General features: G+C 39.7%; 15 protein-coding genes. 7 read left to right on the plus strand and 8 right to left on the minus strand.

Annotation, left to right across the window (positions count from 1 at the left end):
- Positions 1 to 102 precede the first annotated feature (102 nt).
- Both BLW31_RS23080 and BLW31_RS23085 read right to left on the minus strand, forming a co-directional pair.
- The gene (locus BLW31_RS23080; RefSeq protein WP_010539114.1) at positions 103 to 1,041 is read right to left on the minus strand and encodes a DUF1848 domain-containing protein; all 939 of its coding nucleotides are present in this window, start codon (positions 1,039 to 1,041) and stop codon (positions 103 to 105) included.
- Between the two features lie 378 nt (positions 1,042 to 1,419).
- Positions 1,420 to 1,758 carry a cupin domain-containing protein gene (locus BLW31_RS23085; RefSeq protein ID WP_010539113.1) on the minus strand — a complete coding sequence of 113 codons (339 nt, stop codon included), beginning with the start codon at positions 1,756 to 1,758 and terminating at the stop codon, positions 1,420 to 1,422.
- A 158-nt stretch (positions 1,759 to 1,916) separates the two neighbouring features.
- On the opposite strand from BLW31_RS23085, the gene BLW31_RS23090 reads away from it, so the two are divergent.
- The 3 genes from BLW31_RS23090 to BLW31_RS23100 all read left to right on the plus strand — a co-directional run bounded on the left by BLW31_RS23090 (position 1,917) and on the right by BLW31_RS23100 (position 4,140).
- Complete coding sequence (locus BLW31_RS23090; RefSeq protein ID WP_010539112.1) at positions 1,917 to 2,786, plus strand: DUF6845 domain-containing protein; 870 nt, start codon at positions 1,917 to 1,919, stop codon at positions 2,784 to 2,786.
- 85 nt (positions 2,787 to 2,871) lie between these two features.
- The gene (locus BLW31_RS23095; protein ID WP_010539111.1) at positions 2,872 to 3,675 is read left to right on the plus strand and encodes a helix-turn-helix domain-containing protein; all 804 of its coding nucleotides are present in this window, start codon (positions 2,872 to 2,874) and stop codon (positions 3,673 to 3,675) included.
- A 93-nt stretch (positions 3,676 to 3,768) separates the two neighbouring features.
- Positions 3,769 to 4,140 (plus strand): VOC family protein, encoded by a 372-nt coding sequence (locus BLW31_RS23100; protein ID WP_010539110.1) that lies wholly within the window; start codon positions 3,769 to 3,771, stop codon positions 4,138 to 4,140.
- A gap of 83 nt (positions 4,141 to 4,223) precedes the next feature.
- On the opposite strand, the gene BLW31_RS23105 is transcribed toward BLW31_RS23100, so the two are convergent.
- Positions 4,224 to 5,081, minus strand: a complete 858-nt coding sequence (locus tag BLW31_RS23105; protein ID WP_010539109.1) for an AraC family transcriptional regulator — start codon at positions 5,079 to 5,081, stop codon at positions 4,224 to 4,226.
- 310 nt (positions 5,082 to 5,391) lie between these two features.
- On the opposite strand from BLW31_RS23105, the gene BLW31_RS23110 reads away from it, so the two are divergent.
- From BLW31_RS23110 to BLW31_RS23125, 4 genes are all read left to right on the plus strand, one after another.
- A complete protein-coding gene (locus BLW31_RS23110; protein WP_010539108.1) occupies positions 5,392 to 5,616 on the plus strand; it encodes a winged helix-turn-helix domain-containing protein in 225 nt (74 codons plus the stop codon).
- A gap of 237 nt (positions 5,617 to 5,853) precedes the next feature.
- Complete coding sequence (locus tag BLW31_RS23115; protein ID WP_010539107.1) at positions 5,854 to 6,714, plus strand: urea transporter; 861 nt, start codon at positions 5,854 to 5,856, stop codon at positions 6,712 to 6,714.
- Positions 6,715 to 6,990: 276 nt separating this feature from the next.
- Positions 6,991 to 8,316: an MATE family efflux transporter gene (locus BLW31_RS23120; RefSeq protein ID WP_010539106.1), complete on the plus strand. Its 1,326-nt coding sequence runs from the start codon at positions 6,991 to 6,993 to the stop codon at positions 8,314 to 8,316.
- A gap of 14 nt (positions 8,317 to 8,330) precedes the next feature.
- Positions 8,331 to 9,038 carry a TIGR02757 family protein gene (locus tag BLW31_RS23125; RefSeq protein ID WP_029425677.1) on the plus strand — a complete coding sequence of 236 codons (708 nt, stop codon included), beginning with the start codon at positions 8,331 to 8,333 and terminating at the stop codon, positions 9,036 to 9,038.
- Positions 9,039 to 9,057: 19 nt separating this feature from the next.
- On the opposite strand, the gene BLW31_RS23130 is transcribed toward BLW31_RS23125, so the two are convergent.
- The 5 genes from BLW31_RS23130 to BLW31_RS23150 form a co-directional block, all read right to left on the minus strand.
- Positions 9,058 to 9,990 (minus strand): DUF3137 domain-containing protein, encoded by a 933-nt coding sequence (locus BLW31_RS23130; protein ID WP_010539104.1) that lies wholly within the window; start codon positions 9,988 to 9,990, stop codon positions 9,058 to 9,060.
- A gap of 15 nt (positions 9,991 to 10,005) precedes the next feature.
- On the minus strand, positions 10,006 to 10,557 hold the full coding sequence (locus BLW31_RS23135) for a LemA family protein (RefSeq protein ID WP_010539103.1): 552 nt from the start codon (positions 10,555 to 10,557) through the stop codon (positions 10,006 to 10,008).
- A gap of 239 nt (positions 10,558 to 10,796) precedes the next feature.
- Positions 10,797 to 12,083, minus strand: coding sequence for a leucine-rich repeat protein (locus BLW31_RS23140; RefSeq protein ID WP_010539102.1), 1,287 nt, complete (start codon positions 12,081 to 12,083; stop codon positions 10,797 to 10,799).
- Positions 12,084 to 12,095: 12 nt separating this feature from the next.
- Positions 12,096 to 12,500 carry a hypothetical protein gene (locus BLW31_RS23145; RefSeq protein ID WP_010539101.1) on the minus strand — a complete coding sequence of 135 codons (405 nt, stop codon included), beginning with the start codon at positions 12,498 to 12,500 and terminating at the stop codon, positions 12,096 to 12,098.
- A gap of 159 nt (positions 12,501 to 12,659) precedes the next feature.
- Positions 12,660 to 14,315 carry a tetratricopeptide repeat protein gene (locus BLW31_RS23150; protein ID WP_010539100.1) on the minus strand — a complete coding sequence of 552 codons (1,656 nt, stop codon included), beginning with the start codon at positions 14,313 to 14,315 and terminating at the stop codon, positions 12,660 to 12,662.
- Between the last annotated feature and the right edge of the window lie 872 nt (positions 14,316 to 15,187).

The following is a 15,187-nucleotide window of genomic DNA, read 5'->3' on the forward strand; positions in this document are numbered from 1 at the left end:
AGAAGAAGACGATAAACATTTAACTCCATTTTCTATAAATTTGAAGGCAAAGATAAGAATTTGTAATTTCATCCCTCAGATTTATTCATTGATCCGTAAGTTTTAGAACAATGAGTATTGTCCGTTCCTCAGACTTTTCATATCCCGTTCTTTCACCACGTCGTCTTCTGACAAATTTCCGATAAGTAGGGGAGAGTGTTTATCATGTTTCTTCATATTGTATTCCACGCTGTTATAGTTACCTTTGATGGCATAGCAGTAAATGCATCCGTTGAGACAGCTTTCATAAGTGCCTATATCGATACTTTCAATGCAGTTGCAGATGTTGCGCTGATTCTTATCCTTTTTAGCAAGAATCGGATAACCGGTAATTCTTTCAATCAGTTCTTTGTCGACACATAGCCCCGCAGGAATGTTCAGATGTCGCAAGTCAACTTTAGAGGTACAGGTATCCAATTGGAGGGTTGGGTATGCATCCATCGTTTGCCTGAAAGAAACGGCTATCTCTTCTATTTCTTCTTTTGCCGGTGGCTTGATGTTGAACTGTCCTACAGCGGTGCGGATGTGCTGATAGTGATCGATGAACCCCAGCATACATTTTTCAGTATGATCTTTGAGTCCGTCGGCAATACGGGCAAACGCTTCTTTGTGGAAGGAGACGTTGAATTCTTCGTTCGTCAATATCGGGTCATAGCGCCAGATAACTTTCTCCCTCCCTATTTTATCGGAGAGACGTTTAAAGATGTCTATTCGTTTAGCAACAGAAGGCAGGTTGTTTTCTAATTTTTCTCCATATGGATTTAAAGTGAACTGGAAGTAGTATTTGTAGTCTTCCAGTTTATCCAGCTTCTCAATCATCGGAGCCGGATTTTTTGTCCAGAATACAATACAGTCTATTACGGCAGGATTTAAACTGACCTTGCTGATCATCTTGGAATTGAAAGGATTGGGTACTAACACATATCCTTCCTTTATCCGGTTGAAGAACCATGGAGAATAAAATGCCGGAATATCTGTCCGGCGACTGGCACTGATTATCATATATCAAAGTTACGGTAAAACAACCGTATCCCAATATTTTTCGGGTGAAAAAATGATAAATGGAATGGAGATTGGTAACCTCCTTACTTATTGGCATCTGTCAGCAAGGGAGTATATTGAATAAAGATGCTTATATTATATGTTGGAATGTCACTTTGAGGAAGATTGTGAATGAATATGTTAAATGTTAACATGAGAAGTCTAAAATGTTAATAGGATTTCGAGACTATTAAACCGTGTTATAATATCGTCTGTTTTGGCTCTGAAATTTGCTATTTACCTGAAAGTTGGTACTTTTGTACAGTGTTTTTTTCATAAGTATTAGATTTAAGGTTAACAAAAGATTGGTTGCTCGCGATGAGTAGCCATTTTTTGTTTTTATACGGTTGCAGGTTCTTTAATCATGGTCAGCAGCATTTTAAATCTTTCTGCTGCCGTAAGGGCATGCGGAGCGTTAGCCGGGAATACGATGCTTTCTCCTGCTTTTACAATAAATAGTGTTCCGTTTACGGTAATATTTGCACTGCCTTCCAATACTTGTACGAGTGCGTCGAACGGAGCACGATGTTCACTGAGCCCTTCACCTTTGTCAAAAGAGAATAAAGTGATGTTTCCTGCCGGACTTTTAATTAACTGTTTGCTGATAATGCCTCCTTCTGAATAATCGATAAGGGAAGCTAAATGAAGCACTGTTCCTTTTTGAAATGATTGTTCCATAATTTCCAGTTTTTAATGAATATAAGATATAACAGTTATCGAAAGTGTATTGTTTGTTTATAACAAAACTCGATTTTTATTGTTATAGTACGAGTTAGTTATTGCATGGCTTATTAAAGAAGCGAATCGTTCTATCTACAACTTAAAAACTTAACATTATGAAGAAAAAAATCTTATTGTTTGGAGCACTGGTCGGTGTTCTGCTATTGTCTTCCTGTTCGGGAGGGAACAAGAAACAAACTGTGTCTTCGGAGAGCCCGGAGGAATTGGATAACGCTAGTAAAGTGATCAATTATTATCATACGTCACTTATCGTATTGAAACATATTGCCAATGCGAAAGATATAAATGCGGTATTGGGATATATGGAGCAGACAGGTAAAGTGCCTGAAGTAGCTCCGATTGCGCCTCCGGAAATTTCTGCACGAGACACTGCCGAACTAATGGACCCGGGAGATTATTTTAATGCGGAAATCCGTCAGAATCTGAAACAGAATTATGCCGGATTGTTTCAGACAAGAACACAATTCTATGCTAACTTTAATAAGTTTCTGTCATATAAAAAAGCTAATGAGACGGCTAAAGCCGGTGCGTTGCTTGACGAAAATTATCGGTTGAGTGTGGCATTGTCTGAATACAAACAAGTTATTTTCGATATTCTGAGTCCTTTGACAGAGCAGGCGGAAAAAGAAATTTTAGCCGACGAACCCTTAAAGGAACAGATAATGGCCATGCGCAAAATGTCCAATACAGTACAAAGTATCATGAATATATATTCCCGCAAACATACGATGGACGGTCCGCGGATTGACCTGAAAATGGCAGAGTTGAGAAAAGAATGGGAAGCTGCGAAAAAACTTCCGGCAGTGACAGGTTATGATGAAGAAATAAAAAACTATCAAAGTTTCCTTTCTACTGTAGAGTCTTTCATGAAAGATATGCAGAAAGCAAGGGATAAAGGCAAGTATTCGGCTGAAGACTATGATGCGATGTCAAATGCCTATGAGTATGGGTTATCCGTGATTTAATAAATGAAATGTCTCTTTTTTACAATACATTTTCAAACGAGGGCTTTACTTTTGCATTTGAATAAAGAAGTAATATCTTTGCTGTATGCAATCATTTCAGATTATAAAACCCTGCACCGCGTTAGCACCTTATATCCGGCATTACTGGATATTGCAGGATGACGCGGTGTTTCCTGTTGCCGAACGGGTTTTGCCTGTGGGTTGCATGCAGATGGTATTTCATAAAGGGAGACAGCTTCTGTCACTGAGTGAGTCGGCATTACAGCCGCAATCTTTTATTTCCGGTCAGTCGGTCGGATTTTCCGATGTGCAGTCAACGGGAAAGATTGAGATGATCACTGTTGTTTTCCAGCCATATGCGGTCAGACCATTGCTCCATATTCCCGGTTATTTATTTCATGGACAGAATATTTCTACTGATGCGGTGGAAGATGTGGAACTGTCGGATTTAGCCAAACGGGTGACTGATATTTTTGATAATATCGCTTGCATTCGTTTGATTGAGCAGTTTTTCATTCGCCGTCTGTACTCTTTTGCGGAATATAATATGAGGAGAATGTCTGCCGTTTTCCACGAAATAGACCTCCAGCCGCAAATTAGTATTTCGCAAATGTCGGAAGTGGCTTGTCTGAGCAGCAAACAGTTCGGGCGGATTTTTGCCGATTATGTGGGAACGACTCCTAAGGAGATGGTTCGAATTGTTCGTATGCAGCGTGCATTATCAGTGTTGCAACAGAATATGGCCGCTCCTTTTGTACAAGTAGCCTATGAATGCGGGTTTTCAGATCAATCTCATATGATTAAGGAATTCAAACTCTTTTCCGGCTATACTCCTGCAGAATACCTTTCCGTTTGTGCTCCCTATTCCGATTATTTTTCGGATCTCTGAAGATGTCCTTTTTTTCCTATCGGGACTTATGTGGTTCTCCTACTTTTGCATTGTCTTTGCAAAGGCTTAGTAGTAACCATAAAAAAGAATGAGATGAAGAATTTAATTGCATTTTTTGAGATCCCATCCACTGATTTTCGTCGGGCAGTCGACTTCTATGAAACTGTTTTGGAAACCAAACTTTCTGTATTTGAATGCGAAAAGGAAAAAATGGCGTGTTTTGAGGAAGAAGGTGAAACTGTTGGAGCCATTTCTTATTCCTCAGAGTTTGATTTCCTTCCTTCGGAACATGGAGTTCTGATTCATTTCAATTGTGAGGATATAGCACAGACTCTGGAGAAAGTACTTCAGAAGGGTGGAAAGGTAGTGATTCCCAGAACAAAAATCGAAGTGGAAGGTAGGGGCTGGTTTGCTGTATTTACTGATTGCGAGGGAAATCGGATTGGTATCTACGCTGAAAAGTAACTAGTCTGTACCGCAGTATTGTGAAGTTCGCCCCAAAAGTCAGATATAAAACTTTTGGGGTTACTTCATTTTCTTTCTTCTGTTTATTCTATAGGAATATAGATTTCCGTCAGTAGTTCTTCGGGGGCTGTATCACGCGGATTATTCAGATAACGTTCGGCACTAGCCTCGTCACGTAGTGTACATTCCATTTCGGGCAGATATTTTCCATAAATTGTATCATATACAGCTTGCAGGTTATCATACGATCCCTTATAAAGAAAGATTGCATAGCGTCCGGCGGGGAGCGTTTTGAATCCGATATCGCCTTTCGGGGCAGTTTTTATGGGTAGTACCATGCACACATCCGTACGTAGTTTCTCCGTTGGTGTTACTTTCGGATCATCATGGTAGATACAAAGAGGGCTACAGTCCCCCATCGGCAGGTTTTGTTCTCCGATAAACTGGCACAAGCGTATCCAGGTACCACAGTAGTCATTTTGTTTATAGTCACCTGAAAGGCGGATATAGATCAGATTCCGTTCGGGTACATTTTTAATTTCTCTTTTCAGTTCCAGGTCTGGCCTGATAATCGCTGGTTTCATAATTACAAAGTTTTTATTGTTTCGATACTCTAAAGGTGAAATACCATAAAATTGCCTGAACACTTTAGACAATGAAGAAGGCGAAGAATATCCGATCCGATAGGCAATATCGGCTATGGGAATATCCGAGTAACGTAGTAGCCGTGCAGCTGCTTCTGTCCGCGTCCGGACAATAAACGTGCCGACAGGCTCACCAAGGAAAGCTTTCATAATCCGATGGAAGTAGAAAGGAGAGAAATTTGAAATTCTGGCCAGTGATTTCAAATCAATGTCTTCTCCCAAATGCTGGTTGATGTATTCAATGACGGCATTTACACACTTCTGATATTCTTCCTGGGTTGTCTTTTTCTGTTGCATGGGCTGATTTTTATTTCACTTCGCAAAGGTATGGGTAAAAAAAGTAACGGACTTGTCCGATGTTGCTAAAATATATTTTTTCTAGTAAGATTCGAAATTTGTCATGTCGGACTTCCGGGAATCTTTTTTGATAAATCACTGCTCTTCCAATGTCGTAATGGCATAAAATTTGGTCAATAGGTCGACAATTAATAACGGAATAATTTTCAACGTTTAAATAACGTTAATCTTACGAAGAAAATTCTCTGTTTTGTAACAAACTATTGCTAAAAATGTTATCTTGCTTTCGAATTATAAATAAAGAATAGCCATGGATAAAAGAATCGTAGGGACTAATGCCGGTAAAGTCTGGCTTGCCCTAAAAGAAATTGGTGAAATTTCGATACCAGAGCTGGCGAGAAGATTAAATTTGAGTGTTGAAAGCACAGCGTTAGCTGCCGGCTGGTTAGCGAGAGAGAACAAAATCTGTATTCAGAGAAAAAATGGACTACTTGCTTTATCAGATGAAAACAGTTTCCCTTTCAATTTTGGATAATTGTTGATTTTGTCTGTAGATATTCTTGTAGTTCCGCTAACTTAGAAGTAAGGAAATATCTGTGGAATACCATAAGTTGAGCTTGAACCTGAATAGATTATTTTTTTGAAAGAGTTACTTGGTTTACCGGGTAACTCTTTTTGTTTTTAATAAGGCTTGTTTCTTTATTATTAATATACGAAAAATATGTACTTTTGTGCCGAAATAATATGTTGAAATTGACAACAAAAGAAGTTTATGGGTAAATTTTTGCTTATTCTGGGGCGCGGAGTTGGTCAGGTGATGTTTCAGAATAATGCGCTTTCAGGGGCGCTAATGTTGGTTGGAATTCTTTTGAATTCGTGGCAAATGGCTTTGTTGGCCGTTGCAGGTAATGTGATAAGTACGTTGACCGCCTATATTTCCGGTTATAATCGTGAAGATATAAATAATGGGCTATATGGGTTTAATGGTACTTTGGTAGGGATAGCGGTCGGCGTGTTCATGTCGGTTACTGTCGGCTCTTTAGTATGGTTGGTGCTTGCTTCCTGTTTATCTACCTGGATTGCCCGTCTTTTGGGGTTGCAACGTTTTTTGCCGGGGTTTACGGCTCCTTTTATTCTTGCCGTATGGATATTGCTGGCTGTTTGTGCCTGGATGTTTCCTGCTTTGTTGCTGTCTTCGGGAGATGCTTCCGGAGAACAGAGTTTGGCATTTTTCCGTGCATTTAGCCTGAATATAGGACAAGTAATGTTTCAGGGAAGTAGCATATGGACCGGTGTGCTCTTTCTTTTGGGAATTTTGGTCAATTCGCGTGTGAATGCTTGCTATACGGTTTTGGGAGCGTTGCTGCCTATTCCTGTAGCCATATTATTGGGAGTCGAAACGATGGCAATGAATGCAGGATTGATGGGATATAACGGTGTGTTATGTGCCATCGCTTTAGGTGATAAGACGTGGAAGGGAGGAGCATATGCCATATTCTCTGTGTTATTATCTGTTATGTTCCAACTTTGGGGGATGAATGCCGGAATCACTACGCTGACTGCCCCATTTGTACTTTCTGTCTGGGTAACTCTTGGTTTACAGAAAGGAATGAGGGCTGTTACCGGAATCTGATGAACCCATATATACTTTCTTCCGGGAGGAGAGGGTTAACGAATTTATTTCTATATTTGCGGTCAGGACAGTAAATAAAGAATCATTCATCTGCTTATGAAACTCTGTATATAGCTACGCTCAACGGATAGCGCATTTTTTCTATAATGAAGCTATTCTGCTAATCCGGTAGGTCAAATCTATCGGGCAGAGAATTCTTATGTTTTTTTATGAATTTGCGGAGTTGTGTATTGTATCGGATGCAGTACGCAGTTTCGTGTTATTTAAAGTTGAGCAATGAATAATTATACTTATAAGCAAATCTGGCTTATCAATTTTCCTGTAATGATGAGCATTCTGATGGAGCAATTAATCAATATTACTGATGCTGTTTTTTTAGGACACGTAGGGGAAGTCGAGTTGGGGGCGTCTGCACTTGCAGGGATTTATTATCTGGCAATATATATGCTGGGATTCGGATTCAGTATTGGATTACAAGTGATGATTGCCCGTAAAAACGGAGAGCAGCATTATCAGGAGACCGGACGAATATTCTTTCAGGGATTATTGTTCTTGTCGGGGATGGCAGTCTTACTTTGTTGTTTCATTCATTTTGCTTCTCCGTTTATTCTAAGGCGGTTAGTTTCTTCTGATGAAATATATCAGTCAGTCATTTGCTATCTGAACTGGCGTAGTTTCGGATTGTTGTTCTCGTTTCCTTTTCTGGCTTTCCGGTCTTTTCTGGTAGGGATAACAAATACCAGAGCATTGTCGGGAGCAGCTATTGTTGCGGTTTGCATTAATATTCCCCTCAATTATTGGTTGATATTCAAGTTGAATTTGGGAATTTCCGGAGCGGCGATGGCATCTTCTCTGGCAGAGTTCGGGGCTTTCTTAGTGCTTCTGGCATATATGCGGATGGGAGTAAACAAGATAAAATATGGATTGAAGTTTGTCTATGATAGGAAATTGTTAGCGAAGTTATTGTACTTGTCGGTATGGAGTATGCTCCATGCTTTTATCAGTGTTGCTCCCTGGTTTCTCTTTTTTGTGGCAATAGAGCATTTGGGGCATACGGAACTGGCTATTTCTAATATTACCCGTAGTGTTTCTACTTTATTTTTTGTAGTGGTGAATTCATTTGCTTCTACGACCGGTTCATTGGTCAGCAACCTGATTGGGGCAGGACGTGGGAAAGAACTTTTTCCACTTTGCCGTAAAGTTCTTAAGTTAGGATATCTGTTCGGACTTCCATTGGTGGGAGCGGCTCTTCTATGTAGTCAGTGGATTATAGGATTTTATACGGACAATGACTGGTTGGTAGAACAGGCATTTTATCCATTTATGGTCATGCTGCTGAATTATATCTTTGCCTTGCCCGGATATGTATATATCAATGCTGTCACTGGAACGGGAAAGACAAAACCGGCTTTTGTCTTTCAGCTGATAACGATATTATTATATTTGAGTTATTTGTATCTTTTGAGTGAATGGTTTCATGCCCCTTTAGTAGTGTATATGACGGCGGAGTATTTGTTTGTAATCATGCTGGGGATACAATCTCTTTTGTACCTGAAGAGAATATTGGATAAGAATATGTACTTTTGCATCTCTGATGATTGATACATTTTTTCGAAATGACAGAAGATATAAAAAATAAATTGTTAATGTGTGCGGAGATTTATCATTGTGCCGGATTTATTACAAGTGATCCGGTGCAATTTCCGCATCGTTACACACTGAAACAGGATATAGAGATAAGTGGGCTGTTGACCGCGATTATGAGTTTTGGTAATCGCAAGCAGATATTGAAAAAGGCAGATGAACTGCACCGGTTGATGGGAAGCTCACCATATCAGTACGTATTATCATGCCGATGGAAAGATGATTTTCCTGCGGGCGTGACGAATAGCTTTTACCGGATGCTTTCCTATGCCGATTTTTACGGATATTTTCAACGTTTGTATTTGGCTTATTCTCAGTTTGAAAGTTTGGAAGATGCTTTGCACACGTATCCCGGGATACCGATGGAAAAGTTATGTGCCTTTCTTGAAGTTTCTGCTAAAAGCCCTCAGAAGAAACTGAATATGTTTCTTCGTTGGATGATTCGTCGTGATTCGGAAGTTGATCTGGGCGTTTGGAAGAGTTTTGACCGTAAAGATCTGATTGTTCCCTTAGATACACATGTTTGTCGGGTAGCTTATTACTTCCAATTGACGGATGCGGAAACTTTTTCCTTGAAAAATGCCCGTAGGATAACTGCAGCATTGGCTGAGGTCTTTCCGGATGATCCCTGTCTGGGTGACTTTGCTTTATTTGGATTGGGGGTGAATGGAGAGATTTAAGTTCTGTTTACCCGGCTTTTTATTTTTTGGTCCAGATTCGTGTGTTAAGATTTAAATCCTCTATAATGGAGACTAATGCATGAATCATACTGAAATCGTTCTTGAGCTGGCTAAGGTCATCAATAGATTTCCAGATGCTGGCTTCAAAATGATTCCTGGATTCGGGAATGGCGATCAGGATATTGGAATCTTTGAAACTAATTGTAATGTTTTTATTGAATTCTCTGTCTAATGCGAGAAGACGTTCCATCATTGAAGGAGAAAGGAGATAACGTGCTTCAATTTGGTCTGTGGAGTAAACATCGAATGTCTTTTCAAAATCCGGGTTTTCCAGCTTTACCCGTGAACCGCTGAAGCTTAGTTTGAACAGACTGTTCCTTAAAACAGTGGTGTGCCCCTGAAAATCTTTCTGAAAATCGGCGATGAAAAGGAAACCTTTGAAAATATCTACCCAATAATGACTCGTTTGTCCTTTCGAATTGACACGTGTTTTTCTTTCTTCGGCATGGACTTCCGCACAACTAAAGTCAGTTTTTCCTACCCGCCCTTGTATGAGATCTTCTGTATGATAACGGTCGGGCGAAGTAAACAGGCCGCAGCTCCGGAATATACCTTCTTTGATTCCCTCTTCCGGTGTGAAGATGGCATTATCACAAAATGATTGCAATACTTGTGCGATAACCTTTTGTTTATAATACGAGGATAATTCCTGAGATTTGGCGTTTACACAACTGTAGTATGCCAACAAAGCAAGCCCGGCTGCAATACCAACTCCAATAAGTGCAGCGTTGATATAAACTGAAAATGCAGAGACAATCACGAAAACAACCCCTCCTACCCATATTCCGGTGGACTGTCCTTGCTTTTTTAGTTCTTTGCGTTTTTGCTCGAGGCTTTGCAGGGTGGGGGAAAGGCTTTGTGTTAATGTTTCAAATTGCGGGTTTTCTGCCATATTTTATATTTGTCTTTACTGTTTCAACAGGTTATTAACATTTGGAACAGCACGTTCCTGTTCGGAAATGGAGAACACATTTTTGCGCGTGAAACCAAACATTCCGGCTAACAGATTTGACGGAAAAGTCTGTACGGCATTATTATAGTCAGTGACACAAGCGTTAAAAGTCCGGCGTGCTGCCGAAAGTTGTTCTTCTGTTTCATTAAGCGCACGTTGTAGTTGTTCAAAGTTTTCAGAGGCTTTCAATTGCGGATAGTTTTCTGCAATGGCAAAGAAGTGTGTGCAGGCCTGTGAGAAAGCAGAGTCCAGATTTTCTTTTTCCTGACTGGAGAAAGAAGCATACGACTTGTTTCGCATTTCTGTGATTTGTGCGAATGTACTTTTTTCGTGTTCTGCGTATTGTTTGACTGTAGCTACCAGATTAGGAATCAGGTCGTATCTCTTTTTTAGCATTACATCAATGGCTCCAAAAGCATTTTCAGTCTCATTCCTTTTTCTTACCAGCGAGTTGTAAATAGCGATGAAAATCACTGCAATTACAGCTATAATGATGAATATAGTCATAACTAAGTATCTGGCATCCTCTTGCCGCTTTCTATTTTTGTGAATTCAGAGTTATTTTGTTGCGTCAAAGATAAAGAATAAAACTGAAAAACGGAACAGCCTTTTCAGTAAAAATGTATGGTAGAATATTTGCTGAATATATCTGATGGCAGCCAGATAAAAGGGAAATTCCGGTTATAATCGAAAAAAGTGGATTCAGAATCAACTTTTACGGTTACAACCGGAAATTTAGACAGGTATCAGGATGCTTGTATTTTGTTTGTGTATTCTTGCCAACCGGGTGCGGTTTTATATTTTTCTATGGATTCGGCGGGAACGCGAATGACGGTAATGTCATCCGGAAATCCGTACCATACCTTTTCAAATACTTGTGGAGGAGTTCCTCCTTCTACTTTGACTTCTTTAATACCTGTATTATTGAAAGCTGAAAAATTAATCTGTGTCACATGCTCCGGAATGGTCAGTTGGGTGACTTTTCTGTTGCCACCCAATAATCCCTGTCCCAATATTCGGATACTTTGTGGAATTTCGAAATGTGTTAATTTCGGGCATCCTTCAAAGCAATAAGCTTGAATTGTTGCATAAGGGTCATCATTGGATGTCGGTCCATAGGTTGTCACTTCTGTCAGTTCCGGACAATAGTAGAAAGCTCTGCTTGCTATGTTTACAATACCATTAGGCAGTTTTACAGTGACGATACCACTTTCCCGAAATGCTTCCAAACCTATTGTTTTAACACGCTCAGGTACTTCTATCAGCTTGAGCCGTGAGGTATTTAAGAATGCTTGTGCACCGATTTCTGTTAGCATATCAGGCAATAGAACTTCTTCAATACCGGCATATACAAAGGTGCTGGCAGGCAGTTTGGTTATCTTTGTCTGACTTAAATCCACCTTTTTCAAGTTATAGCAATAGTAGAATATATCTTCTTCAAGTTGTTCCAGAGTCGAGGGAAATATGACTTCTTGAATGGTAGAATTGAAGAAGGCCATATTTCCTATAGATTTTAGTCCCTCATTAAGTATTACCTTGTTTATTTTGCTGCCGTTAAAAGCATTTTTGGGAATAGACTTCACGCTATTGGGAAGCGTGATTTCATCGTATCCTTTCAAAACCTCCGTCAGAACTCCATTTTCTACGCGGACAGGTGAAACCTGAATAGTGAAGCTTCTTTGCTTTCCTTCTATCGTTATGGTTACTTCCTGTTTGTCGACAGGGATAGATGAAGAGAAACCACTGATCTGTTCCGGGGCAACACTCACAGGTCGTTGTTTCCCATCATCATATTCGCCTGTCACTTTGAGTCCAGTTAAGTCTATACTCTCTCCTAATGCATAAATCGTTTTTGCAGGCAGTTGGTCAATAGAAAAATTTTCAAGTAAGGCTCCTGTCGGTTCAGATGTTTTTTCCGTCGGAGGTGAATCCTTTTTATATTCATCGTTTTCGGTGCTGCAACTTATTAATGTAAATCCTGCTACCATTTGCAGCCAAAGTATTATAATTATATGAAGTCCGGTTTGTTTCATTGTAATCAAGGTTTAGTTAGGGAATTGGGTCAAACGTATTTCTATTTTTACGACTTTTCCGGCTTCTACGCTTCTGCCGGAAGACCATATCTGGTAATTATCAGGGCCGCCTCCTTCTTGTACCACGAATGTAAAGAACCGTTGCGACTGTGCTGCGAACCATTCTTCTTGTGGTAAAATAAAGGTGGCTATCCCGCTTTCATTGGTCCGGGCAACCGCAGTAGGTAAGGTCAGATTATCTTTCTCAAATACTTTATAATCTTTTTCATTATACATCTTTACGGGAATACCCGTTGCAATTTTTCCATTCTCATCATAAACGACAACCACTACTTTAGCTTCTCTCACTTCTTCGTTTCCTTTTTCACATGCTATCATAAAAAGTATGATACCTAGTAGAATAACAATCTTTCTCATAATCTTTTTTTCAATTTTAATCGAATGCAAAAGTAGCGAGATTGTATCAATTTTGAGTTATGATACAACCTTATAAATCTAACACCTCTATTTGGAAAATGTTGATATTCAGATTGTTATTTTGTGTGGTGCTTCAGCTTTCTAACACAGGTCTAACACCTATCCGAAAAGTGATAAAAACAGGTCCTTGTTGGTTGTTTCCGCTGATTTGATACGTGATTTGAGCCGTGACTTGCGGGCATATACATTAGCTACTGTATCTTTCATAAACAGACTAATTACTTGTGGGGAAAAACCGACAAAGACATAACATAATAATCGGATGTCTGCTTCTTTCATTGCAGGGAAGTCGGTACGTAGCTTTTGCATGGCATTATCATGACAGGTATTTACAATTAGTTCCAGTTCTTGCAGCATCTCATTGTTCTCCGAAAAGTCGGTGATGATCTGCTTTACTTCCTGAAACATGGCAGCCTGTTGCGATGAGGTGTTTTCGCGTTCATAATAGGTTTTTCCTAGTTTGTCGATGATGTCAAAACGAGAAGCAATCAGTCCTTTTAAATGATTTTCTGTGTTGCGTTGTCCTTCCATACGCTCTGTCAGAGTTTTATATTCGGAGTTGGCTTCTTCTACTAATAGCAGATAGTGGTCGGTACGTTCGCGTTGCAGTCGCAGGCGTTGGCGGATGATATAATAGCTTATACCTAGCAGTAGGATAATGATACTTATGGAGATGATTTCTAAAGTTGTGCGGTTTTTCATTCGATACTCTGCAAAAGCAGATTGTTCCTGAAAGTATTCTCGTTCAACCATACCAGCAGAAAACTGCATGTTTGATCGTGTCAGCGAATCGGTCAGGTAGATATAGCGGTGTATATTTTCGGTTGCCTTTTCAAAGTTTTTGGATTGTGCTTCAATACGGTATGCAGTGTATTGTAAGTCTGCCATATCGCGGATATCCGTGGTATTAGCTTCCGCCAGTTTCAGGTAATGGCGTGCGCTGTCTATCCGATTCTTCAGTAGGTTTACATCCACTAGTGTGTGGTATCCATATAATGTATCTTGCCGGGCGGAAAGTTCGATACGTTGTAGTAAGTCATGAGGAATCTGTCGTTTGCCAGATACCACATAAAGCGAGGCAAGGTTGGTGAGGCTGGCTTTGGCTAAATGATCGTTCTTTTGTTCATCAGCTAAATCAAGAGCTGCAGAGTAGAGACGTATTGCTTTCTCTATATCTTTTGAATGAAAAGCTGCTGCTGCCATATCAAGTGTCGACTCTGTTTCTTCACGAACATGATCCGACTGTCGGAAGTTATTACGGGCTTCATGGAAATAATGGTAGGCCCTGCTATAATTCATCTGTTCATAATATACTTCACCGATTTGACCGTATAACAGTCCTGCATAATAAGGCTCATTAGTGTTTTTCAGCTTTTCTTCAATTTTGAGAAAAAGGCGCAATGCTCCCGGTTTGTCTCCTGCACGTAGCTTGATACGTCCCCAGTAGTAGAGGGTTCTGCATTGATTGCGTAAATTCTTCGGGCGGTGTGCATAATAGCTCCATGCTTTTTGAATAAGTGAATCGTCGGTTATTTTAATATGATTCTTATCTAAAGCTGCAGAATAAAGCAAAGCATATTTAGCCTGTTCGGCCTGACTGCCTTCCCTCTTAAACTGCTTTAATATTGTTAAGGCACTGTCCGGTTTGTTTTGTAACAGAGCTTCCACTTCGTCAAGCCGGGAAATATATTCTCTATTATAACATCCTGTAAAAAAGAGAATTGCTGATAATCCAAGTATAATTCTGTATTTCATGTTGTGAATGTAGTAAAAATCTCCCGGAATTATTAAAAACTGGAGTGAAGAATTTATTTTTTTGCTGTTTCCTGTTGTTACTTTATTGATGGTTGCTTAATTGATGCTTGCTTATAGTCCTGTCAAGGCACAGGACTGTGCTGGCAAGGTAGGTGTTCATACTTTTATGACATTGGTGCTTCGGGGGATATTTTTAGTACGAAGATGGTTGGCCAATAATCACTCTTTCAGAAAGAAAAAAAATAATTTTAGTCTCACGGTCTCATTGTTGGCTGTGTAATATGTTTATAGTCAACAATATAGTAAATGAGAGATACCTTTCCGAACAGGTATCTCTCATTGTTTACCCATCAAAAAACACTTGTTTTCGGTTATCTCTCATTCCTATCTCTCACATCATAGTAAGTACATAAGATGTGGTCGCTATATCTGTTTAAAACCAGCAGTTGTTTGTATGTTAAGTCACTGTATCCCATATGTTATCCTATATATATTATTGTATTAACTAACCGACATCTTCATCGTTCTACCCAGGTGAGCAGTCTTTATCACGTTGGTAGACAGGTTAGTTCATTATTGTGCAATGATCCGTTCACCCGGGTGGAACGATGAAGATGTCGGTTAGTTAATACACAAACTTTAGTTGATAAACAGGTTAAGTCAGGCTATACTACATGCAAAGAAGCGGTAAAGTATATCTCATGGAAAGTACATTTCAGCGGAAAGGACAGGTACTTATGAATGAGATGAGAGATAACCGAAAACAGGTGCTTTTTGGTAAGCGTCTCGGCGATGCCGTCTTTTCTTTAATTCTACTTCTTCATATCTTTGCTTTCATATTAATCAATTCCTACTTATATGACTGCACATGC

Origin of the sequence: Bacteroides faecis MAJ27 (assembly GCF_900106755.1) — a bacterium.
Classification (GTDB): Bacteria; Bacteroidota; Bacteroidia; order Bacteroidales; family Bacteroidaceae; genus Bacteroides; species Bacteroides faecis.